Annotated in this window: 20 protein-coding genes and 1 pseudogene; 7 read left to right on the plus strand and 14 right to left on the minus strand. The window is 35.1% G+C overall.

Annotated features, from left to right (window positions below; genetic code table 11):
• Window positions 1-2 precede the first annotated feature (2 nt).
• Together IGI43_RS06075 and ulaG are read right to left on the minus strand one after the other, a co-directional pair.
• A complete protein-coding gene (locus tag IGI43_RS06075) occupies window positions 3-461 on the minus strand; it encodes a PTS sugar transporter subunit IIA (protein WP_438756926.1) in 459 nt (152 codons plus the stop codon).
• A gap of 15 nt (window positions 462-476) precedes the next feature.
• Window positions 477-1,541 (minus strand): L-ascorbate 6-phosphate lactonase, encoded by a 1,065-nt coding sequence (ulaG, locus tag IGI43_RS06080; RefSeq protein ID WP_438756927.1) that lies wholly within the window; start codon window positions 1,539-1,541, stop codon window positions 477-479.
• A gap of 194 nt (window positions 1,542-1,735) precedes the next feature.
• Here ulaG and IGI43_RS06085 point away from each other — a divergent pair, with 194 nt between their 5' ends.
• The 3 genes from IGI43_RS06085 to IGI43_RS06095 all read left to right on the plus strand — a co-directional run bounded on the left by IGI43_RS06085 (window position 1,736) and on the right by IGI43_RS06095 (window position 4,278).
• Entirely contained in the window at window positions 1,736-2,500 is a 765-nt protein-coding gene (locus IGI43_RS06085) for a hypothetical protein (RefSeq protein ID WP_438756928.1), read from the plus strand.
• Window positions 2,501-2,515: 15 nt separating this feature from the next.
• Window positions 2,516-3,283, plus strand: a complete 768-nt coding sequence (locus IGI43_RS06090) for a DeoR/GlpR family DNA-binding transcription regulator (RefSeq protein ID WP_438756929.1) — start codon at window positions 2,516-2,518, stop codon at window positions 3,281-3,283.
• 65 nt (window positions 3,284-3,348) lie between these two features.
• On the plus strand, window positions 3,349-4,278 hold the full coding sequence (locus IGI43_RS06095) for a LysR family transcriptional regulator (protein ID WP_438756930.1): 930 nt from the start codon (window positions 3,349-3,351) through the stop codon (window positions 4,276-4,278).
• A 68-nt stretch (window positions 4,279-4,346) separates the two neighbouring features.
• On the opposite strand, the gene rlmN is transcribed toward IGI43_RS06095, so the two are convergent.
• Window positions 4,347-5,417: a 23S rRNA (adenine(2503)-C(2))-methyltransferase RlmN gene (gene rlmN, locus IGI43_RS06100; RefSeq protein ID WP_438756931.1), complete on the minus strand. Its 1,071-nt coding sequence runs from the start codon at window positions 5,415-5,417 to the stop codon at window positions 4,347-4,349.
• Window positions 5,418-5,618: 201 nt separating this feature from the next.
• On the opposite strand from rlmN, the gene IGI43_RS06105 reads away from it, so the two are divergent.
• Window positions 5,619-6,122, plus strand: a complete 504-nt coding sequence (locus IGI43_RS06105) for a hypothetical protein (RefSeq protein WP_438756932.1) — start codon at window positions 5,619-5,621, stop codon at window positions 6,120-6,122.
• 348 nt (window positions 6,123-6,470) lie between these two features.
• Here IGI43_RS06105 and IGI43_RS06110 read toward each other — a convergent pair whose 3' ends face one another.
• The gene (locus tag IGI43_RS06110; RefSeq protein WP_438756933.1) at window positions 6,471-7,205 is read right to left on the minus strand and encodes an arylamine N-acetyltransferase family protein; all 735 of its coding nucleotides are present in this window, start codon (window positions 7,203-7,205) and stop codon (window positions 6,471-6,473) included.
• A gap of 724 nt (window positions 7,206-7,929) precedes the next feature.
• Here IGI43_RS06110 and IGI43_RS06115 point away from each other — a divergent pair.
• On the plus strand, window positions 7,930-8,142 hold the full coding sequence (locus IGI43_RS06115; RefSeq protein WP_438756934.1) for a hypothetical protein: 213 nt from the start codon (window positions 7,930-7,932) through the stop codon (window positions 8,140-8,142).
• A gap of 63 nt (window positions 8,143-8,205) precedes the next feature.
• Window positions 8,206-8,352: pseudogene (locus IGI43_RS06120) on the plus strand (transposase); the annotation flags it as partial.
• A gap of 224 nt (window positions 8,353-8,576) precedes the next feature.
• On the opposite strand, the gene IGI43_RS06125 reads toward IGI43_RS06120, so the two are convergent.
• The 6 genes from IGI43_RS06125 to IGI43_RS06150 form a co-directional block, all read right to left on the minus strand.
• Window positions 8,577-10,400, minus strand: a complete 1,824-nt coding sequence (locus IGI43_RS06125) for an ABC transporter permease (RefSeq protein WP_438756935.1) — start codon at window positions 10,398-10,400, stop codon at window positions 8,577-8,579.
• Window positions 10,390-11,139 carry an ABC transporter ATP-binding protein gene (locus tag IGI43_RS06130; protein WP_438756936.1) on the minus strand — a complete coding sequence of 250 codons (750 nt, stop codon included), beginning with the start codon at window positions 11,137-11,139 and terminating at the stop codon, window positions 10,390-10,392. Before IGI43_RS06130 ends, IGI43_RS06125 begins: the two co-directional genes overlap by 11 nt.
• Before the next feature lie 108 nt (window positions 11,140-11,247).
• Window positions 11,248-11,949 carry a GntR family transcriptional regulator gene (locus IGI43_RS06135; RefSeq protein WP_438756937.1) on the minus strand — a complete coding sequence of 234 codons (702 nt, stop codon included), beginning with the start codon at window positions 11,947-11,949 and terminating at the stop codon, window positions 11,248-11,250.
• A 241-nt stretch (window positions 11,950-12,190) separates the two neighbouring features.
• Window positions 12,191-14,557 carry a DNA translocase FtsK gene (locus IGI43_RS06140; RefSeq protein ID WP_438756938.1) on the minus strand — a complete coding sequence of 789 codons (2,367 nt, stop codon included), beginning with the start codon at window positions 14,555-14,557 and terminating at the stop codon, window positions 12,191-12,193.
• Between the two features lie 597 nt (window positions 14,558-15,154).
• The gene (locus IGI43_RS06145) at window positions 15,155-16,366 is read right to left on the minus strand and encodes an NAD(P)/FAD-dependent oxidoreductase (RefSeq protein ID WP_438756939.1); all 1,212 of its coding nucleotides are present in this window, start codon (window positions 16,364-16,366) and stop codon (window positions 15,155-15,157) included.
• Between the two features lie 28 nt (window positions 16,367-16,394).
• Window positions 16,395-17,300, minus strand: a complete 906-nt coding sequence (locus tag IGI43_RS06150) for a prenyltransferase (RefSeq protein ID WP_438756940.1) — start codon at window positions 17,298-17,300, stop codon at window positions 16,395-16,397.
• 119 nt (window positions 17,301-17,419) lie between these two features.
• Here IGI43_RS06150 and IGI43_RS06155 point away from each other — a divergent pair, with 119 nt between their 5' ends.
• Window positions 17,420-18,400, plus strand: a complete 981-nt coding sequence (locus tag IGI43_RS06155) for a polyprenyl synthetase family protein (protein WP_438756941.1) — start codon at window positions 17,420-17,422, stop codon at window positions 18,398-18,400.
• A 203-nt stretch (window positions 18,401-18,603) separates the two neighbouring features.
• Here the strand turns inward: IGI43_RS06155 and cydC are convergent, their stop codons facing one another.
• The 4 genes from cydC to IGI43_RS06175 are packed head-to-tail and all read right to left on the minus strand — an operon-like array spanning window position 18,604 to window position 24,531.
• Window positions 18,604-20,364, minus strand: coding sequence for a thiol reductant ABC exporter subunit CydC (gene cydC, locus IGI43_RS06160; protein ID WP_438756942.1), 1,761 nt, complete (start codon window positions 20,362-20,364; stop codon window positions 18,604-18,606).
• Window positions 20,364-22,094 (minus strand): thiol reductant ABC exporter subunit CydD, encoded by a 1,731-nt coding sequence (cydD, locus tag IGI43_RS06165; RefSeq protein ID WP_438756943.1) that lies wholly within the window; start codon window positions 22,092-22,094, stop codon window positions 20,364-20,366. The genes cydC and cydD overlap by 1 nt, the downstream gene beginning before the upstream one ends.
• The gene (gene cydB, locus IGI43_RS06170) at window positions 22,091-23,116 is read right to left on the minus strand and encodes a cytochrome d ubiquinol oxidase subunit II (RefSeq protein WP_438756944.1); all 1,026 of its coding nucleotides are present in this window, start codon (window positions 23,114-23,116) and stop codon (window positions 22,091-22,093) included. The genes cydD and cydB overlap by 4 nt, the downstream gene beginning before the upstream one ends.
• A complete protein-coding gene (locus tag IGI43_RS06175) occupies window positions 23,113-24,531 on the minus strand; it encodes a cytochrome ubiquinol oxidase subunit I (protein ID WP_438756945.1) in 1,419 nt (472 codons plus the stop codon). The genes cydB and IGI43_RS06175 overlap by 4 nt, the downstream gene beginning before the upstream one ends.
• Window positions 24,532-24,582 lie beyond the last annotated feature (51 nt).

The raw sequence follows: 24,582 nt of genomic DNA on the forward strand, positions 1-24,582 counted from the left end.
TTCTATCTGTCAAAAGTTGTCATTACTTTTTGATACTCTTCCATCGTTTCGATTGTCATCAAGGCATCAATTAAGCCATCGGTCATCAACATTTCTGATAATTTAGAAATATTTTCCACATGCTCTTCATTATTTTTAGCCGCTAATGTGAAAAATAAACGTGCATTTTTTTCTGAATTTCCTGCTTCAAAAACAACATCTTGATTCATTTTTGTAAATGAAATAGCTGTTCCTAAAACGCCTTGACTATCTTCTGATGAATGAGGCATCGCAACGCCTGGGACGATTACAATATAAGGGCCATATTTTTGAACACATGCTACGATCTCGTCTACATATTGTTGCGTAATGATGCTTTTTTCCAATAGCGTTTGACAGCTAAGAATCACTGCATCTTCCCAATTATCTGGTGTTTTATCACAAAAACGAATCAGATCATTATCATAAAAATACTTTAGCATTTACTTTCTCCCTTCTTATAGAAATGATGGAAATGGTGTATCATTTTCTCTCGTAAAGACATCGTCAAACCCACGATAAAAGTTGAATTCAAGCTTATCTTTATCATTTGGATACGTAAATTTCCCGCCGACTTGCCATATAAAGGGCTTAAATTGATAGTCCAAACGGTCTTTTTTAAATTTCCAAATTTCTGTGATTTCTTTTGGATCAGCCATAAAATTTGCCCAAATATCATAATGAACTGGAATAACAACCTTTGCATTCAAAGATTCCGCCATACGTAACATATCGACCGATGTGACTTTATCTGTGATCCCTCTTGGATTTTCTCCGTAAGCGCCTAAACAAACATCAATCTTGTGTTCATTGCCATGCTTGGCAAACATATTAGAATAGTGTGAATCGCCTGCGTGATAGATAGCGCCGCCACTCGTTTCAAACAAATAATTAACAGCAATTTCGTCCATATCTTGAGGTAATTTTCCTTTTAAAGTTACTTCTGGATCTTCACAAGTTACTAATGCCGTTCTATCAAACGCTTCTAAAGCTACAATATTTACATCTTTGATGGATACCTGATCACCAGGTTTTACGATTGTTGTTTTGTCTCTAGGTATTCCCCATTTCAACCAAGTAGCAACGACTTCTTTTGGGCCGATAAAACGCGCATTTGGGCAATTTTGGTGAACTGCTGCCGCCGTATTAATATCTAAATGATCGGAATGAATATGTGTCACGACTAAAGCATCAACGTCTTTGACTGCAAATGGATCAATCACAAAAGGCTGTGTTCTAAGATTTGGCTGCATATTTTCACAACCACTCATACGCATCATTTGATGGCCTTTTTTCATTTTTCCATTACCGTGAGCTCTTTTTCCAGTTCCGCACCATAAATCACATAAAATATTCGTTCCTTCATGTGATTTTAACCAAATTCCTGTACAGCCTAACCACCACATTGAAACAGTACCTGATTTGACATCTTCTTGTTCGATCTCTTCATTCAAATAGGTTCCCCATTCAGGAAAAGTACTTAAAATCCAACTTTCTTTTGTTACATCATGAATTGTTGCCATATAATCCCTCCATATCTCATTCTCGTTTACACTTTTTATTCTACAATATTTTAAACCGTTTTCAATCCATTTTTATGATCATTTATACATTTTTAAGAACATTTAAATCTGAATTAAGAAAATTAATGATTATAACATCTTTTTTTATGTTCATATTATATTTTTTATGATATAGTTTCGATGAGGTGAAGAAGATGAAAAATGTAGTTTGGAAAAGTATTTATTTTGGAAAAAAAGGATTGTTATGGGTCGTATATTCGTTGTTTGCGGCTTATATCTTTTATCTGGTCGCAACTACTCATGCATTCGGGGCAAAACTTATTTTTGGTTTTATAGGTGGAATCGTATTAGGGATCGTTGTCCTTTTTGAGTATCTAAAAAACATCTATGAAAAAATGATTTACGCTTTGACTGTTGAATGTGATTTAAAAAAAGCGATTGTTCTAAAAGACGATCTAAAGAAAAAAGATTTGTTTAATGGCTTCAAACAGTCTATTATTATTTTTGACAGCTTACTTTTGCTAGACGAAGGAAATTATCAGAATTGTTTAGATCATCTAGATAAAAACAAATCTTTTTTTCATTCCACATTTGATTACCTCTTCATTTATTATCATACGCAAATGTACTGCTTTTCTTTTTTAAACGAAGAAGAAAATCTAAATCATTGTCTAGAACATTTATTTAAGTTAAAAAACGTTAAGAAGAAGCAAATGCGTGGATTGTTTTCATGGAATGAAATTGCGGGAATGAGATATTTCCATCAAAATAGACATAAAAAATGTTTAAGTGAATTAGACTTGATCGATAAAAATAGACTAAATAATCGAGAATTAGCCTATCTTTTGTATTTAAAAGGTCAATGTTTACTTAAACTGAATGAACCATCAAGAGGTTATCGTTTGTTAAAAGAGGCAAAAGCGCTGGTAAATACACTTGTATTTACTCAAATGAGTTAGAAGGGAGGAATTTAGATGAAAAGTTCGCATAAGACAATCAAAAATCGTCGAGATAAACTACTTGAACTATTAACTGCAGAAGTAAGTTTACTGGTGAAAGAGATCAGTCGGGAATTGGCTGTTTCAGAGATTACTGTTCGACGTGATCTGATTGCATTAGAAAAGATGGGGTTGGTACAACGTGCCCACGGAAAAGCTCAAATTGTTTCGAAAATTGGCACAGAAGATTACAATGAAGAAATTGAAATTTTGAAAAATGCAATCGCAAAAAAAGCTGCAGAATTCGTTAAAGATGGCAATACGTTATTTATCAATACAGGTTCAACAGCATTATCTTCTTTAAAAAATCTGGAAAATAAACGCGTTACAATCGTCACAAATAATGTCAAAGTTGCCAATCTTGATCACAATCCAAATTCAACAGTTATTTTATCCGGAGGGGAAATTCGTTTTCCGAAAGAAGCTTTAGTTGGTGATATTGCAATTGATTCTTTTTCAAAAATGTCTTCTAATATTTCAATTATCGGCTGCTCTGGGCTTAGTGTTGAGAATGGAATCACGACGCCTGTTTTGCATGAATCTAAAATAAATTCGCTGATCATCGAGCGAACAAATGGTTTAGTGATCGTCGTTGCAGATTATCGAAAAATTGGTTTTTCGTCTAACTTTACTAGTGGGCATATTAAAGATATCAATTATTTGATCACCGATACTTTTGCCTCTCCTGAAGTGATTCGAGAAATTGAAAAACAAGGTGTACAAGTAATCCAAGTTGAAATCTAAAACGACCAATTTATTTGTTTTAAATTTTGTCTAGTTATGTTTTTATATTTAGGGAGGACGATACTATGCGAATTAAACAATTGGATTATATTGTAAAAGTTGTTGAATTAGGTTCAGTCAACGAAGCAGCCAAACAGCTATTTATCACTCAACCGAGCCTGTCAACTGCCATCAAAGAACTTGAGCAAGAAATGAATATTCAGATCTTTCAGCGAACACAAAAAGGGATGATCCTTACAACAGAAGGGACTGAGTTTTTATCCTATGCTAGACAAATTTTGGAACAAGTCGATTTGCTGGAAGAGAAATATAAAGGAACGGAGACTCGTCGAAGATTGTTTTCTGTTTCTGCACAGCACTATGCTTTTGCCGTACATGCATTTGTCCAATTGATCAAATCATACGAAAAAAATGAATACGAATTTACCTTTCGCGAAACGCAAACAAACAATATTATTGAAGATGTCAGTACTTTTCAAAGTGAATTAGGTATTTTGTATCTTAATCCTTTTAATGAAAAAGTTATTCGAAAATTATTAAAAGAGAAACAATTGATTTTTCATCCCTTATTTATGGCACATCCCCATGTTTTTGTGAGTAAAAAAAATCCCTTAGTTGGGAAAAAATCAGTAACGCTTACAGATTTAGAAGAGTTTCCATATCTTTCATTTGAACAGGGACAATTTAATTCTTTTCATTTTTCAGAGGAGATCTTGAGTACTCGCTATCATAAAAAAAGCATTCGTGTCAGTGATCGGGCGACGTTATTCAATTTTTTGATCGGGCTTGACGGTTATACGATAAGTTCTGGCGTATTGAGTCGAGAATTGAATGATGAAAATATTGTTGCCTTGCCTTTAGAAGTTGATGAAACAATGGAGATTGGTTGGATTCATCCTGCACAGATGTCGTTATCACCTATGGGAAACGAATATTTACGTTATTTAAAAGATCATATCATTGATTATGGATTTACAATTTTACCTGAAAAATAAAAAAATTCCTAATAAAACCGAAATTGGTTTATTAGGGACTTTTTTAATGGTTTAGTTTTTATTAAAAATTAAACACTTTTCTTTTCTCTTTTGATTTGCTTACTTCTCAATTGTCCACAAGCTGCATCAATATCTGTTCCGTATTCTTTTCTAATCACACAGTTGACACCATTCTTCTTCAAGATATCATAGAATTTCAATACATCCGCTTTTTCACTCCGACTGTATTGATCATGTTCACTAACTGGATTATATGGAATCAAATTAACAAACGTCAACTTTTTCTTATCCTTCAACAAATCTGCCAATTGTTGCGCATGCTCTGGGCGATCATTAACATTGCTCAACATAATATATTCAAATGTGATCCGACGATTCGTTTTTTCTAAATACTCATCAACAGCCTCCATTAACTTTTCAATTGGGAAACTGCGATTAATGCGCATAATAGAGGTCCGAACGTCATTATTTGGCGCATGTAGAGAAATCGCTAAGTTTACTTGTAGGCCGTTATTCGCAAATTCCTTGATTTTCGGCACTAAGCCACTCGTTGAAACGGTAATATGGCGAGCGCCAATCGCCAGCCCTTTTGGATCATTGATCGTATGTAGGAAATTCATTAAATTATCATAGTTATCAAAAGGCTCACCGATCCCCATCACAACAATATGACTGACACGTTCCCCTTGTCCACGCTCGTCGAAATAATGTTGGACCAACATTATCTGGGCAACAATTTCTCCTGCTGTTAAATCACGTTGCTTTTTAAGTAAACCACTTGCACAGAACGTACAGCCAATATTACAACCCACTTGCGTTGTTACACAAACAGACATGCCGTATTCTTGACGCATCAAAACTGTCTCGATCATATTTTTATCTGGTAACTCAAAAAGATATTTTACTGTGCCATCTTTCGCTTCTTGAACGATCACTTGACGCAATGGATTGATAATGAAGTTTTCTTCTAATAATTCAATGACATCTTTTGATAAATTCGTCATGTCGCTAAAGGCCATGACACGTTTGATATAAAGCCATTCCCAGACTTGTGTGGCACGGAACTTTCTTTCGTCATGTTCGATGAACCATGCGATCAACTCTTCTTTGGTTAAACCATAAATGGATGCTTTTTCCACTAATTTTCTTCCTCATTTCTTCTTAACATTCGCTTCATACTATAACGTATCGTATTGGATTTGTCTATATGTTATCTAGGTTAGGTAGCAAAATTAACTATTTTTTATGCCCTTGTTTCTAATATCAGCAGTACTCATTCTTATTGTTTGTTTCGTCCTTACATCGTTGATATAATTAAAGATAAGAAAAGAGGTTTTTTTATGAAAACGAATGTATGTTTCTTCGCAAGTCCTATCAATGAAGATGCCAGTAATTTTAAAGGTCATACTGACTTACTTTCTGGCTATATCCGAGATGTCTTTGCTAAAAATCAACTTGGATTTGAGCTGATCATGATTGATTTGAGTGAGGATCTTCAAGCAACAGAGCAAAAGATTCACAACGGTTTAGACAAAGCAGATCTAGTCATTGTTGATTTATCCAGTCATGACCCAAATATTTATTATGAATTGGGCTATGCTAAAGCATTAAAGAAGAACGTGATTCAAATTCAAAATAAACATCTTGATTCCTTAGCATTTGATTTAGGCCGCGCCACTATTTTATATGACACAACAACTGATGAGGGCCTTGACCAATTTAAATCAGACGTGCTGGAAGCTATAAAATCACCTTCAACTACGGATACGCCTTTGTCTTTTTATGCGGAACATGATGTTGAAATTTCCGGTCGAATTGATGATCAAGGAATTGTAGAACCTTAATTAATCAAAACAGATTCTCGTTTCTTTCTTGAATGGCTATCTTTTTGACAAACTATTCTCACGTACTGTATTAATTTTTTTAGAACTTTATTTTCTTTTTTCGTTATCTACTATGTAGCACTATCCAGCTTACTTTAATAATTGTATTTTTTTAATCACAAGGAGAACCCATGTATCAGTTGATATATAGGTTCTTTTTGTTTAATCGAGAGAATGAACATGAATTTATATTTTACTTGTGTTTCATTCCATAATTGCATATAAAAAGATACCTCTAATCTGACCTAGGGTATCTTCAACACTTCTATTTGATATGGGAATGAGTACATTGTAAAGTACGTTTTCAAGTTATATGGTCGTAATATAAAAATACTTTTCTAACGTATTTTTATAGTTAGTTATCTTTTGTTTAATTTGATCTGATCCTGTAGAAATTTTTAGTATGCTTTTATCTGTCAGAGTGACTCTTCCTGTATCAGTCGCTATCGTGATCAATTCTTTTTTATTAAATACTGATTTTGGACTATGGGTATTAAAATATAGTGCCTCAGAAAACGATTTTAACGATACTGAAGTATCAAAAAAATTGTAAAGAACAGTTTCCTCACTCTCTTTGATTCTAATTACACTATATTCGTCATGCGCAACATGTTTGATGTAGTAGCTTCCACTTACATCTTCAACCATTTTACCATCTAAAGGAATAGGTCCCTGATAAATATTTCCAAAGCCAACATCTACTAAAAATTTATTCGTATCAATCGTAGAAATAATACATGCATGCGTTTTTTCCATTTCACAATTCGTTATTGTGGCTGCAATTAAGTAACTATCGATCGTTAATTTGTTCAGTAACAAATTAAACAATCCATTAAGTTCATAACAAATACCACCTCTATTATTTTCAATTATTTTTTTATAAAACTGTTCTTCATCTAAAACAATCTCTTGATTGTTCATTATATCTATATTTTCAAAAGGGATTCTTTTAACATGGTTTCGTTGAAGCGTCGTTAATCGTTTAATAGTTGAGGTTAAATCATCTTCCATAGTTAAACGATTCAAATAATTTTTTATGTTCATTCGTTGTACCCTCTATTCTCAGTCTGTATATTTTTGTCAAATGTGTTATTCGAGTTAGCTGTAGTACTAGAAAACTTTGAAATAGATTCGTAAATCACCTAGATTGACTTTCCATTTCACACAGCTTCAAACTTACTTAAAGTAAGTATACTCTTGATTAAATTATTTATCAATATTAATATTAAATATTTTTTGTATAAGCTATCATTTTTATAATAAAATAGATAGAACTAAAATCTTATTGAGTTAATCGTTATACTGATCAATACGTTATTTTGCGCTATTTATTGATCTAAAAAAATAACAACCGCTAATCGCCATTTAGGTAATAACTTTAAAGTTATCATTAAGATTCACCTATCTTAGCATTTTTCCTCTGCTTGTTTGGCTATCTGTTTTTATTAATCATTCTTCACACTTACTTCTTATTTTTTAGGGTTGATTTGAGCTTTAAACGGTATTCTGTATGCATGGTTATTACTTTGGCTCTAAACTTTCTGATGTTGGTGAGAAATCACCGGCATCTTTTTTAATGCAAAATATGTGAAAGAATATTCGTCGCAGAAACAAGTCACGTCTATGAGTAAGATTGCGCGTCAAAAAACGTTTCTGTCTCGTCTGTTTACCGTGTCTTGAAACAATTTTATGAACCGAAAAAAATCAATCGCCTGACCTTGCCCGAAGTCCTTTGTTTTGATGAATTCAAATCGGTCAAACAAAACAGTTGATTGATATCGTTGAAAACCGACGTTGGCGTCCTTCCTTTCGTGCCTATTTAACAGAAACGGAACTCGTAGATCGACTTCTTGCGTATGATAAAGAATTAAAAGCTGGGTACACCTGTTATCAGGATATTTTTTATGCCGTACTAACAAGAGATTATACACGATTTCACACGTTAGTAGAAAAAGAATATCCTACGCTTCCTGACTATTAGCAAACGGTTTTTTCAACTTTTAGTAAAGTTCAAAATGAACTTAAAAACGACCTCGAATTATCTTATTCCAATGGATCGTTGGAATGTTTGAACAACCATATCAAAGTATTAAAGAGAAATGCGTATGGTTTTCGTAACTTTTATAATTTCAAATTGAGAATTGCTTTATGTTTTGGTACCGTTCTTTTTCAACCAAATAGAAAAACCTAGAGGTATTTTCCTCTAGGCCTTACAATAGTTGATTTAATTCTTTGGATTTTCTTCACCAACATTAGTTGACAAAGAGCCTAAATTTTAAAACAGAATGAAATTTTTGATACTATCTTTTGACTTTGTAGTCTAAAGTTTTGCTATTTTTTGTCTACTATATCAAGTACTATCCACTTTTAACTTTCTCAGAACTAAAGACATTTTTCATAATTTCTTTCTATGTTCTATGATTGAACTAAACGATAAACTTTTTTGAAATAGAACACCCGAGCAATAAGATAGTAAACGACTTGAATCAGAACAAAGACGCCTAACACTTGCCATCCTGCCAACTGCATACCTTGATCGAACATATGGTACATTGCTGTCAAAGCTACTGCTCCATGGATCACAGAAACAATGATCGGTGTAAAGAACAAGATACCTACTTGTTGATAAATCATTTTCTTCAACTCTTTTTTTGCTAAGCCCATTTTGTAAATCATCTTGAATTTCTCTACGTCTACATCCATATCGCTGTATAGTCTGAAATATAAGAAACTTCCAGCTGAAACAAAGAACACGATGCCAATAAAGATTCCAACAAATAAGATAGGCGCATACATATCAGTAATTGATTGTTGTGTATAGCTTTTTGCCGTAAACGGTATATTTTTTTCTTGGAATTTACCGATTGAAACTAATTGTTCGTAGCTTGTATTTTTGGGCTGCCAAACGGTCATTGTTGTACTTTCCATGTTTTGCAGATTAGTCGCATCTGGCACAACTAACGTTTTTTCATAGGCAGAAACAACCGTCGTTTTTTCTTTTTTGATCACAGGTAGCGAAGTTCCATCAGGAATTTTCACATCATGCATTGCTTCTTTGGTTCCATCTATAGCATTGGTTGATACTAGCTGAACAGCTTTGCCTTGCGTCTGAATCGTTGGTTGTTTAACTAATCCAGCAAGATGATTATACTCAGATTCTTTAATAAAACGAACTTGCTCCGCATCTGTATAAGTTGTTAGCTCTCCTTCTTCCACATGAATTCCTTTTTCTGCTAATAATTGAGTGAAGTCCTGTTTGATTGCTGCTGTTTCTTCAACTGTTCCTGAGATTTCAAACTCATATGGATTTTGCTTCATCCCTTCTAAAATCATATTTTGAAAACCATATAATGTTCCGATTGCAGCAAAAGCCACCGTTGAAATAATTGAGACTAAGAAAAATGAACGGGCATTATCCTTCATACGAAAGGCTAAATCAGAGAATACTACCATGTTTGTTTTTTTCCAAAAAATCGTTTCTTTCTTTTTCAATCGCTCAATTACTGAAACACTTAATTGATTAAATAAAAAGCGTGTCCCGACAACGACCAAGAAAATTACAGGAAACATGACCATTGCTACTAACGTCCCTTTAGCTAACAGTGCAATTGCATAACCTACACCAATCAATAGAAGTGCTAAAATAGTTTTAACATATGAGCTTTTGATTGTCCCTTTTCCAAGATCTCCTGCCTTCAATAATTCCTGTAAACTTAATTTTGGTAAACGGAACTGGATGAAAAACGAGATTGCTAAAAATAAAACGGCGAATGAAACAATCGTTAATAGAATCGCTTGTATTGGAAAATAAAAACCAAAGTTGACGTGCATCAATTTATTACTTAACCATAAAATCAGTTGTGAAAAACCGACTCCTGCAACACTTCCTATAATCGTTGCAAAAAAACCAATAACTAAATTTTCAATAAAAACCATTTTTTTTAGTTGCTTAGGACTCATTCCTTGAATCATCAACAGACCAAATTCTTTTTTCCGTGATTGAATAAACACATCCATCGAGTACAGAACAAAGAAAAAAGCAAAACCGTAAATGATAATCGCGGCTGCCAACATTCCAATTTGAGCTTTTTGATTTAGCCCATTTGACAATGCAGGATGAAATGCAAATACTGTAAATGTGAAAAAGACCATTACTGAAAATAATGTACTTAAAAAATATGCCATGTAGAGATGTTTATTTCTTAAGGTATTACGAATAACAAATTGTCTAAAATTCATCATCGACACCTTCAATCTCAGATAGTTTCACCATTAATTCATCATAAAACATCTTTTGATTTCCATTATGATGAATTTCATCAATCAATTCACCATCTTTGATAAATACGATTCGTTTGCAGTAACTTGCCGCTAAGGGGTCATGAGTAACCATCAAAATCGTTGCTTTTTCTTCTTCATTTAATTGCTGTAACAATTGCATAACATCTTTGGATGATTTTGTATCCAAATTTCCTGTCGGTTCGTCTGCAAGTAATAATTGAGGTTGGTGGATCATTGCCCGAGCTACAGCGACACGTTGTGCCTGTCCACCAGAAATTTCTGCAATTCGTTTCTTCAACAAACTAGTAATTCCTAATCGGTCGGCAAAAAGTTTTAATTTCTTCTTCATAACTGAAATTTTTTCTCCATCTAAGGTTAGTGGTAGAATAATATTCTCTTCAACCGTCAACGTAGGCATCAAATTGAAACTTTGAAAAATGAAGCCTAACTCTCTACGTCTAAACTTAGCTATTTCTTCTTGATTCAGCTGATTTGGATCACTGCCATTTAATAAAATGTGTCCAGATGTTGGTTGATCAATTGTTGCCAGTAGATTTAAAAATGTGCTTTTCCCACTTCCTGATGGCCCCATGATTCCGACAAATTCACCATCATTAACAGTTAAGCTCAAGCCTTTTAGTGCCTCATATTTAATTTGTTCTCCATATGTTTTAGTTAAATTTTCTACTTGTAACATGTCCATCTCTCCTTTTCTCTACTTCACTAGTTTAATGCAGCCTTGACGAATACACCATTGAAAAAAATAACAGATTGCTTACACTTTTGTAAGCAATCTGTTATTTTTTTATGCTTCATATTCAATCACATACGGATAAAGAGCCGTATTATAGATTGCTTCGGAAAACTCAACGATTTTTCCAGATAATCCGATTGATTTTCTAATTCGTTTTAACCCATTTTTCTCAGAGGTCGCTAGAATTTCTTGTTGCTCTGTTGTTAATTCAATCGTTTGAAAACTATCTTCAAATTTAATAATCTCGATACCATGTTGGTCCATCAAGCGATACAACGATTCCTTTTCAAACTCTTCCAATGGAACATCACTTAAACTGATTGGTAGAAAATAATTAAAATAGATATACGGTCGATCATCTAGTGTATATAAACGTGAAACTTTTACGGCTTTTTCACCTAGAGATTGATAGACGGGAGAATCAGAAGTTAATGTCACTTTTTCTAAATTCAATATTTTCTTTGCTACTTTCTGTCCTGAATCATTTAGATATTCTGTAAAGGTACCTGCTTTAGACAATTTATTGTACGGTCGATTACTTAAGACAGTTGTTCCTTTTCCACTTTTTTTCTCGACTAATTCTTCTGATGACAATAATTCGATTGCACGACGAACAGTGATTTTACTGACATCAAATAATTGTTCTAATTCAGCTTCTGTTGGTAATAAGGAACCGACAGGATATGTACCATTCATGATATCAGCTTTGATTTGCTCTGCTACGTCTAAATATAATACGCTTTTTCTTCTCATACGATTCATCCTCATACTCTTTATTTAATCGATCACTTCATTATAATTTGTCAGTCTTTTATATTGAACTATCTTAATTTTAATCGTATTTATGATTAAATTCAACTTTTCATCTATTTTTATGATAGTATTTCATACATTTTAAGAAGATTTATTAAAAAAAGTTAAAAATATATGTCTTGATCCATCGAAAAAATGAAGCTTGCTTTTAAGCTTACTCCATTTTTTTTGAATCTTATTTTTACTCAGGACCATGATCTACCGGCATCTCTTGCGTCTCTGGTTCAAGAAAAACTTTTCTTGGCTTGCTCCCTTCAGATGGCCCTATTACACCATGTCCTTCTAATTCATCAACCAAACGAGCTGCACGATTATAACCGATTCTAAAACGTCTTTGTAATAAAGAAATACTAGCTGTCTGCATTTCTACTACCAAAGCTTTTGCTTCTTCATATAATTCATCTTGTGACGCTTCACTGCTGCTAGTTGCTTCTTCTGTCGGCATCATACTTTCTTGGTAATCAGCTTCTTGTTGTTCCGTTACAAAAGCGACGATCCGTTCGACCTCATGATCTGAAATAAAGGCTCCTTGAACTCGGATCGGTTTATTTTCGCCCATCGGCAAGAACAACATATCTCCACGTCCTAAAAGTTTTTCTGCACCATTACTATCAATGATCGTGCGTGAATCAGTACCACTTGAAACAGCAAATGCCATTCTTGAAGGGACATTGGCTTTGATGATTCCTGTGATAACATCCACACTCGGACGTTGCGTTGCCAAAATCATATGAATTCCAGCTGCTCGAGCCATTTGGGCTAAACGAATAATTGCATCTTCCACTTCATTACTGGCAACCATCATCAAATCAGCTAACTCATCAACGATCACAACAATAAATGGTAATATCGGACGATTTTCCCCGTCTTCTAAATTATGTTGAATCACTAGTTCATTGTACCCAGAAATATTACGAACACCAGCGGCTGCAAATTTTTCGTAGCGCAATTCCATTTCTTGGACTACTTTTTGCAACGCTTGTGCGGCTTTCCGTGGATTTGTAACCACAGGCGTCAATAGATGGGGGATTCCATTATAGACATTCAGCTCTACCATTTTGGGATCGATCATCATCAGTTTTACTTCATGTGGTTTTGCTCTCATTAAAATACTGGAAATGATCCCGTTGATCGCAACTGACTTCCCGCTACCCGTTGATCCGGCAATCAATAAGTGAGGCATCTTAGCTAAATCGGCTGATTGAACCATCCCTGAAATATCTCGTCCAAGAGGTACTTCCAACAATTTATCAGGATGACTTGGTTGTGCTTCGATGATATCTCTAAATGAAACGGTACTGACCGTACTATTTGGCACTTCGATCCCAATTAATGATTTTCCCGGAATCGGTGCTTCCATCCGTACATCTTTTGCAGCAAGAGCTAACGCGATATCATCCGTTAAACTAACGACTTTACTCACTTTCACACCAACTGCTGGCTGGATCTCAAATTTCGTTACAGCAGGACCGAGACTTGCTTTTACAACTTTTGCATCAACACCAAAGCTTTTGAACGTTTGTTCCAAAACCCCAATATTTTTTTCGATTTTTTGGTATTCCCCACTTTGATCAGCAGAAGGAATCGAGTCTAATAACGTTGATGGAGGTAACTCATAATCACGATCTTCTGCCTCTTCTGAAATTTCAAAATCCAATTCGCCGCTTTCATCCATTTCAGGTTCAACAGCTACTTTTTGTTTTATGGGCTGTGCTTCAGCTTGACTTTGGAAGCTGTCAATTGGAACTAGCGTCAACTGTTCTGGTTCCTGTACTTTGTTTTCCTCTTGCTTCAGTGCCTCTTGTGCTAATTTTTCACCAGGTGTCAATTCTCGTACATCATTTTTCAGACGTTCTTGAGCTCGTTTTTCCATCTCCGCCTGTTTAGCTGCACGTTTTTCTGCTCGCTTCGCTTCTTTTTCGGCTTGACGTTCTTCACTTTTTGCAGTTAAACCACTAAGCTTTTCCCGAATGACTTGCAATCCATTCATGACTTGCTGTAAATCGAGCATACTCATTAAAAATAAACCGAATATTATCAGCAAACTCGCAATCAAGTAACTCCCAAACTGAGCAACTAAAAAGAACGTCAGGCTGTACAGTCCAGCCCCAATCATTCCACCGCCAACATTTTGTGCAACAAGATTTGCCTTTAAGTCCATTCTAAGAAATGCCCACGTAGTTCCCATAATATCTGGAGTTTGAGTACCGACATTACGAAACATGTACGCTTGTAGAAAAAGTAAAATACCTAAGTAAATAAATACGCCGCCAATAATTGGCCGACTCTTTTTGACAGGAAATTCTTTGCCGAAAATTACTAAAGAAAGTCCATAAAGCATCAGTAAAATAGCTGCTGCTGGAAATGTATTTCCTATAACTACACGTAAGCCATTGGCAATTAAAGTGCCAAGATATCCTAATTTTAATAGTCCAAATAATCCAAAGAAGATAAAAAAGATACCAAGAAAAATGAAATTAAGATGTTCTTGTTGTTGCTGTTGTTTTTTTGTTTTTTTCTTTTTCGCACTTTTCCTTTTTTGTGCCATGTAACATCCCTCTTTTCAATCAGTATCCATTATACCTAAAAAACGAGCCGAACAAAAGTACCCCCATTATTTCTCTTAAAATTTTAATGATTTAAAGCACTCTTCGCTGTATTAGCTGTCATGTTTTTTATGAATTTTGGTACCAAAAATAAAATCAACAAAATCATTGATACTGACCACATCATACTTTGGATACTGCCTCTCGTCAATCAGACATCGATTTGCTCCATTTAGGTTACTCAATCTTCTTGTAAACTAATTAAAGGCTAGGACATAACTCAAAGAGTTATAACCTAGCCTTAAAGAATCCGAGTAAATGCTTTTGTCCAACCTCCGAATGACGACAACAATAAAACCAGCACTTCTGAAATAAGATTTTTGTCTTGTGCGCTTCCATATCCGCGATACCACTTAAAGTTTAAATTAAAAAATAATTTTTTATCAAAAGGTGCTAACAGATCTCACACGAATAAGATATTTCGCTCCAGATTTGTAATTCAAGCATGTATTTTGGATAACTGCAGCCGTTGACTTTCTGTCATATCAAAACTGCACTTTACTTGGAATCTTTCATAGCATTCATTGTTATTCTACATTTTAACGGTAAAAATCAAAACGACCTTTTGCTAACATTTCTTTGATACCGCCTGTTTCAAATAATGAACGGTCCATGATCACTTTTTTGATCACAGAAGCTGGATATCCTTTAACTTCCATTTTTCCTACTTCACCAAATGCTTGGCTATTGCCAATTGACGCAACAGAACCCAATGATTTGAAAGTAAACTCTTTTGTTGCTTCGCCTTTTAATTGGGCTTTAATATTTTTACCTGCATGCTCACCCATTTTAAGTGAAATTTGGGCAGTTGTTGGATAAGGACGGTTAGATTCTTTATCCATCACAGCAGAACAGTCCCCAATAATATAAACATTACTATGATCTGCATCTGTTAAATCTGGTTTAACCATCACACGACCACGTTTTGCAGAAAAACCAGATGCTCCAACAACGTGACTTCCACTAACACCCGTTGTCCAAATAATTGTTTTCGCGTTTAATTCATTCAATTCATTTGTTTCTTGATTATCTAAATATACAACAGTATCTTGTTTGATTTCTTTGATTGGTTTTCCAACTAAGAAATTGACGCCCCATTTTTTTAGATGATCGATACCGTAACCACCAAGTTTTTCGCTGAACATTGGTAATAGACGAGTTACAGCTTCCACACAATATAATTGAATTTTATCAGGTTCAACACCTGCGATTTTTGCTAAGTTTTTCTTTCCTTCATTCAATGAACCTAATAGTTCAATCCCAGTAAAACCAGCGCCACAAACAACGATTTTCAGACAGTTTTCGTCTTTCGTTGCTTTATAAGCTTCCATTTGCTCTGTAAGATGTTGGTAAACTTTTTCTGATGTTGGAATATCCACCATTTTTAGTGAAAACTCTTCAACTCCAGGAATCCCAAATGATTCTGATTCATAACCTAAAGCTACGATCAAATAATCATAAGAAAGTGCTTCTTGGTCTTTCAACTGAACCAATTGGTTTTCACTATCGATTTTTTCTACAGTTCCTTGTACAAATGTCGTGCAAGCTGTTTTTACAACATCTTTAATTGGATACGTGATTCTTTCCGATGTTTGGATCCCTGCTGCGACTTCATGGATATCTGTGGCTTCAAAGTGGTAGTCATTTTGATCTACCAATGTGATTTTCAACTCGTTGTTTCCTCTTTGTAATTCATGTAATGCTCTTAATCCGGCATAGCCAGCTCCTAAAATAACGACGTGTTTACTCATTTAAATCCCCTCTTTATCTCTTTATTTATTATTTAAGCCACAATCCTATGGCAAAAAATACAACTTGTGCTAATGCGCCAACTGCTAAAATCTTCACAGCGCAACTAAATGTTTTCGTTTTGACCTGCTCGTTTAAAAATAACTTTGTTTGTTTCCAAATAAATGGCAGAACGAGCAACGTCAATAACATAGTAATTGGTGTTAATCCTAAAAAAGTACTCAAAACAATCGAAGCAAATGCAAGCACGATCAAACCGACAAACAAACCAATCGATGTTTTCTTCCCTAAATAATGAACTAAAGTAAATCGATGATTCAATTCATCTTCTTCTAAATCACAAATATTATTTGCTAACATTAGATTAGCAATCAGACAGGTGTTAGGCAATGACACCAAAAAGATACTGCCCAGATTGACCGTTGTCCATTGAAAAGAATCAAATGTATTGATGTAGACACAAATCAACATGATCATAAAGCCCATCGTAAATCCTGAAAAGAATTCACCTAAAGGCAGGCTTGATAATGGTTTTGGTCCAGAAGAATAAAAGATTCCAATCAAATAACAATACAGTCCTAGAAACAACAATGGCCAGCCAACAACCATAGTCAAACCAATACCCATTAACGCTGAAATAGCCACCATCCAAATGATCCAGCGACGAATCATTGATAAGGACAAATTTTCCCGACCGATAATATTGGTTTTCTCTTTATAATCATGCCCTTCTTTAGCATGGTGGTAATCATTATAATTATCTAAAATATCAACAGCCATATTAAAAATGAACATCGCAATAAAATAAATAAGAACATAAACTAAATGTAGACTTTCATAATGATACCAACTAAAACAAATCCCTAAAAGGAAAGGTAAAACACTGGCTGTCTTTGCTTTTAATTCAACTAATTCAAAAAAAACTTCTCTATTCAAATTATACTCTTCTCTCCTTACAATATTTAGTTTAATGCTCACAGAATAATTTGCTTGTATTTCTTTACCAACATCGTATACAATCAATAGTATTGAACTACTGAAAGGACTATTGCGTTATGAATGATTTTTGGAAAGAATTTCCTATTATCCAACAACAATTAAATGAAACGTGTGAATTGATCAAACAACAAGTTAAAATAAGAAACAAAGAAATTGAAGCTGCTTTAATTGAATTAACAACTTCCGGAGGTAAATTACTACGCCCAGCTTTCTTCTTTTTATTTGCTCAAATCGGTGACGAAAAAAAACAAGATTCCAACCAATTAATCAAAATCGCCGCATCAATCGAAATCCTGCACATGGCAACATTGATCCACGATGATATCATTGATGACTCTCCACTACGTAGAGGCGTCGTTACCATTCAATCCCGCTATGGTAAAGATATCGCTGTTTACACTGGTGACTTATTGTTTACAGAATTTTTCGCGTTACTTGCTGATACAATGAATGGGTCTGATTTTCTACATACAAACGCTTCCGCAATGAAAAGACTGCTACTTGGTGAATTAGATCAAATGCATATGCGTTACAAAAAAGATATGACTGTTTCTGATTACCTACGTAGTGTCAATGGAAAAACTGCTGAATTATTTTCCCTAAGCTGTCTGGAGGGAGCTCATTTTGGCCATGCTTGTGCAGAAGTACAACGTCTGGCCAAACGAATTGGCCGCAATATCGGGATCGCCTTTCAAGTGTATGACGATATTTTGGATTATACAGCAGATATCAATACCCTAAAAAAACCTGTCTTAGAAGATCTAGCACAAGGCGTTTACACGTTGCCATTGATCTTTGCCATGCAAAAAGCACCGGAACGTGTAAATGTTTATCTCCAAAAAGGTTCCTCTATCACGGCAGAAGAAGCGATTGAAGCTTCCCAACTCGTTCATGAACTAAATGGTGTCAATGATGCAAAATGCTTTGCAAAACACGTTACTGAGAAGGCCATGACGGATATCGAAAAACTACCTGATTGTTTAGGAAAAGAACAATTAACTTTACTAACACAATTATTGCTGCAACGATCGTTTTAATAAACGATTCCGGCTTTAAAAGTGTGAAGTTGGGACAAAAGTGTTCAACTCCGAAAAATAAGAAGGGATTCACAAAAATTGTGCTTCAAATTTTTGTGAATGCCAACTTATTTAAAAAATCTCAAACGGTTATTCGGATTCCTTAAGGCTAGGCTATAACTCTACGAGTTATGTCCTAGCCTTATCTTTTTTTCGTCAAATTATCAACGTTTGTTCATGCCTCGATCAATTGCATATAGCTGCTGATAATGAGAATTTCCTGCTAATAATTCTTGTGGTGAACCACTCATTTCCAATTGACCATCCTCAATAAAAATGACACGATCCATCATATGAACCCCCTGTAAGTGATGGGTGATCCAAATAATGGTTTTGTCTTTTAAGGCATCAAAAAATGTATCTAATAATTGTTGTTCTGTAATTGGATCAAGTCCTGTCGTTGGTTCATCCAGTAATACAACAGGCGTATCCTGCAGTAAAATACGAGCTAATGCCAACCGATGCCGCTCACCACCAGAAAAACGTAAACCTGCTTCATCCACCATAGTTAGTAAACCTTCAGGTAAGCTTTCGATCATCTCTTTTAAGCCCACTTTATCCAATACTTGCCAAACGTCTTCTTCTGAAGCTTCTTCACGACCGATTCTGACATTATTTAAAATAGTTGTTCTAAAGAGATAAGGTGCTTGGTGGATCACACCAATTGATTTCGTGATTTGATCCCCAAACTCAGCTGTACGAATGCCACCTAAGGTAATCGATCCTTTATTAGGTTCTAAATCCCCACGAATCAACGTTGCTAAGGTACTTTTACCTGATCCACTGCGTCCTAAAATCGCTAGCTTTTCCTTGGGATGGATTGTCAGATTCAGGTCTTTTAGAACGAATTTAGCTGTTCCTTCGTAAGCAAAAGAGACATCATTGATGTTGATTTGTGTCTCTGTGATCGTTAGATCTTTTAGCACAACTTTTACTTCTTCTGGTTCAGGTAAATCATTCAAGCGTTTGATTGAATCTTTATAAATATTTGTCTCTTGTGCTGCATCAGGCAGCGGTGCAAAAGCATCAATCAATGGAAATACGGTCAAGGTAAAAGCTGCGATCCAGTTAGCAGCACCTCCATGATTTCCTGGGAAACGAATGCTGGTCCAAGCTAAGATTGCGACCGTGATCACACCAAAAGCAACTTGTAAAACAAAATCCCGAATACGATTAAATCGTTTGATTTGTTCGTCTAATTGGCGTAACTTCGCTTCTTCTTTTTCATAAGAATGAACAAATTCCTGTCCACGTTGGCTAAATACCCAATCAGACACACCTAAAATATTATCAGTCAATGTTTTATACAATTCATTTTTAGAGACTTTTTGTTTCTCTTGTCTGGCTCCATTCACTAAAACTGAAATCAAAGGCAGTAGAAAAATCACTACACCTAACATCAGCAACATGCATAAACCAAACCACCATGAAAACAAACCGAGCCCAATGATAATAAAAATATATAACAACCAAGCAATCACAGTGGGAAAAATAGTCCGTAAATACAAGTTTTGTAAATGGTTGATATCCTCTGATAACAAACCTAAAATATCACCGGTTTGGTATTTTGATTTAAAGAAAATTGCATCTTTCTCTAAAACCATGTACAGCTTCAAACGCAAGTCAGACGTCATTTTCAAAACCCAATTATGACTAACTAAACGCTCGATATAACGGAAAACAGGACGACTGATCCCAAAGGCACGTGTTAAAACAATGGGAATATAGATCATTAAAATATTTTCTGGTAATGACGCTGCTCGGCTAATTAAATAACCAGAATTAAACATCAAGGCTCCTGCACTAAAAAAAGTTAAAAAGCCTAAAATCAACGCTAAGTACAATAACCCTTTATACTTTTTCAAGAATGGTTTGACCCATTGATCTTTTTCGTACAATTCTTTATTTGTTGGGGTATTTTCCATTATTTTGTCCCCCTCATTTGATTGACTAAATTCACATAGTAACCATTTTTCTCGGTCAATTCAGCTAATGTTCCAGCTTCAACCAATTGTCCTTTATCCATCACTAGAATATAATCCATTTCTGCCATCCAATGCAGTCTATGTGTGGCAAAAAAGACAAGATGATCTTGCATCAACGGCAACATTCTTTCTTTTAATTCTACTTCTGTTTCGATATCTAAGTGAGCAGTTGGTTCATCAAATAGTAGAATTCGACGTCCTTTGTCTAAAAAGGCTCTAGCAAGCGCCACACGCTGTGCTTGACCACCGCTTAACATTCTCCCACTTTCACCAATCACGGTGTTTAAATCGTCTGAAAGTTCTCCTAAAAGCGTTTCTAACCCGACTAATTGAACAGCAGCTAAAACTTGTTCATCTGTCGCATCTGGCGTATAGAAACGGATATTGTTCGCTAACGTATCTTGGAAAATATAAGGTGACTGAGGAATGTAAAGAACTTGTTTCTGCCATTCTTTTTGAAGAAAATGCGGAATTGTCTGTCCATCAACGTCGATATTGGTTATCTCAACATTTGGTTCTAAAAATCCACTTAATACATTGATCAACGTAGATTTACCAGAACCACTTGCACCAATAACTCCAATTTTTTGATACCCTTTTGCTAAAAAATTTACGTCCTTTAATGCTGGTTGTGTTGCTTCTTCATATTGAAAAGTCAATTGTTCAACAGACAATGCGCTCAATGCGGTCCAATCTTCTAAAACCAGACGATCCGTTTCAGTCATTTCTGGTAAATCCAATACAGCTTGAATTGCCTGGAATGAATTTTTTCCGTCTAATGTCGCATGATAATCACTGGCAAAATCACGAACTGGTAAAAAGAATTCTGGCGCTAAAATCAACGTCGTCAAAGCTGGAAACAATAAAATCCCACCATCTAATAAATTTAAGCCTAAAAACACTGCCACAACTGCTACAGACAATGTTGTAAAAAAGTCTAAAGCAAACGTTGACAAAATTGCAATTTTTAGCGTACTCATTGTCGCTTCTCTAAATCGTTCACTCGTATTATAAATGCTGCCTGCATATTTTTTGCTTAATCCAAACAACTTCAATGTGTCTAATCCGCGTAATGAGTCGATAAAGTGATTAGATAAAATCTGAAACGCTTTGTATTGTTTATCTGCTTTACTTTGTGCTGCATAGCCTAAAATAATCATAAAAATAATGATCATCGGAAATACAACCAGTAAAACAATACCTGATCGAATATCCAAGGTAAAAACAAAAATCAAAATGATCCATGGAATGATCATCATATTCATGATTTTCATCAAGATCAAATGAAGATAATTTTCAGCTTGACTGATTCCTTCGAGTGCCATTGTGATCATATTTCCAGTGCCATTTTTTTGAACCACTGTTGGTCCTAACAGAAAAACCTTTTGCAACAACGCTTCTCTTAATTCACGAGAACGATCATAACTAAATGTATCTAACATTTTCTCACGAAGAAATGTCACCACATGTCTGCCAGTATAAAACAAAAAGAACACCAAAATATTCAACAGCTGGTCCTTTAAATGACCACCTTCCCATAACCCAACAACGGCTTTAGATAAATAAAATGCTTGTCCTATAATAAATACTGCTTGCAGGAGAGAAAAACCTGCAAGCAAGATCATAATATTTTTGATTTTCGGCATTTTTAAGATGGCTTTATCGATCATCCTTCATACCCCACAGCAGCAATTGCTGGATGTTTGATACGTTTTCTAAAGACATAATAAGACCAACCTGTATAAGCTAATACAAATGGTAAAATCGTTAATGATAACCATGTCATTGTTTTAAGGGTATAAGGTGAACTTGACGCATCTTTAATTAAGATATCATAAAACCCTTCACTACCGACCATCACACGTGGGAATAGACCACTAAATAATAAAGCAACTAAAAGAATCAAGGTTAAGCCACTAGCAAGAAAAGCAACCATTTCTTTTTTCTTAAAGACACTAACATTTGCAATAACAGTCATCACAACAATTCCCAAGACAAGTACTAGCGTCAATAAGAAATTATTATCGAAAAAGTCTGTTTTAAAGTATAACAATACTGCAAATACAACTAATCCAACATATAAAATCCAATACAATAATGATGCATAATTACGTGCACGTTCTCTCACTGGACCTTCCGTTTTAAGTGTAATGTAGTTCAACCCATGTAAATAGCACAATAATGACAATGCAACACCACCGACAACAGAAAATACATTGATATAATCTGTAAATGAGGCCATCATATTACCGTCAACATCAAGTGGCATTCCTTGAACTAAATCAATGAATAAAACCCCAAAGAAAAACGGTACGATAAAACTACCGATCGATAATGTCCAATTCCACATTCTGCGACGTTTGCCATCTGGCATACGGTGACGGAATTCAAATGACACACCACGAATGATCAACCCAACTAAAATGATAAACAAAATCAAGTAAAATCCGCTAAACAATGAAGCATACCAGTATGGGAAAGAAGCAAACATTGCCCCACCTGCTGTTAATAGCCATACTTCATTACCATCCCAAACCGGTCCAATCGTTTGGATGATCTGTTCTTTTTCTTCTTCATCGTGCGCTAATGTTTGGACCGACATTCCCACGCCAAAGTCAAAACCTTCTAAAAAGAAGAAGCCTGAGAATAAAATACCAATCAGCACAAACCAAAGTAATTGTAACGTACTCATTCGCCAAAGACCTCCTTATCAAATGGATCTACATCAGTAGAGTTTGCCTCTGCTAATTTCTTTTCTTCGTAATCTGGTCCTTTTTTAAGTTCTACCGTGATCAAGTACACCATTACTGAACCAAGACCTGCAAAAAGAATAAAGTAAATAATGTTTGATGTTAATAGTGAAGCCACTGATACGTTTGGCGAAACACTATCTTCGATCGTAAATAAACCATATACGGTCCAAGGATAACGACCAAGTTCCGTGATCAACCAACCTGTTGTATTTGCCAAGAATGGTGCGAACGTACATAATGCCACGATCCAAACCATCCAACGTTTTTCATAAAGTGAAGGTTTTTTCTTACGACTAAAGAATAACCCTAATGCTGAAACTAAAAGCATCAATGCGCCAAATCCAGCCATGACTCTAAAGCTCCAGAATAATGTATTTACTGGCGGATAATAATTTTTATCATCTCCATATTCTTCTTTCAACCGTTCATTCACAGTGTCCATTCCATCAACAGAACCAGATAAACTATTATAAGAAAGAATACTTAGCATATAAGGGATTTGAATCCCAAATACTTGTTTATGTTGGGCTTCGTCTGCCCAAGCAATCAATGTCCAAGCAGCTGGATCACCTGAATCTTCGTAATCGCCTTCCATTGCTGCAAATTTCATTGGTTGATCATTGATCAATGCTTTCATTTGTAAGTCACCTGTAAATAAAACAGAGAGTGAACCAAATAAGGCAATCCATAAACCAATGCGCATAGATGTTTTGTGGAAATTCACATCACGTTTTTTCAAGATTTGGAACGCTGCCAAACCAGCAACGATCATTCCGCCCATCACAATTGCACCAGATAGAACGTGCGTAAACTCATACCAAACTTTCGGATTCCCAATTACGGCCCCAAAATCGATCAACTCTGCACGGCCATTATTTAATGTGTACCCAACTGGATGTTGCATAAAGCTATTTGCCGCTAAAATCCAGAAAGCTGACATCATTGAACCCACTACAACCAACCAAATAAATGTTAAATGCAGTTTAGGATTTACTTTATCCCAAGTAAAGATCCATAAACCTAAGAACGTTGATTCTAAAAAGAATGCAAGTAACGCTTCGATCGCTAGTGGAGCCCCAAAAATATCTCCAACAAAACGAGAATAATCTGACCAGTTCATCCCAAACTGAAATTCTTGAATAATTCCTGTTACGACTCCGACTGCAAAACTCAATAGAAAAATATTTCCCCAAAACTTCGCCATTTTGCGATAACGTTCATCTTTTTTTACAATATACATCGTTTCCATGACTGCAACTACAAGTGCTAATCCTATTGAAAACGGTACGAAAAAGTAATGAAAGACTGTCGTCATTGCAAATTGGAATCTTGCTAATGTTACAATATCAAACATCAATAATCCCCCTTGTTTTTTTCTGTTTCCACAAAAAGAAAGAAGCTAATT

Origin of the sequence: Enterococcus sp. AZ126, assembly GCF_051714545.1 — a bacterium.
Classification (GTDB): domain Bacteria; phylum Bacillota; class Bacilli; order Lactobacillales; family Enterococcaceae; genus Enterococcus_L.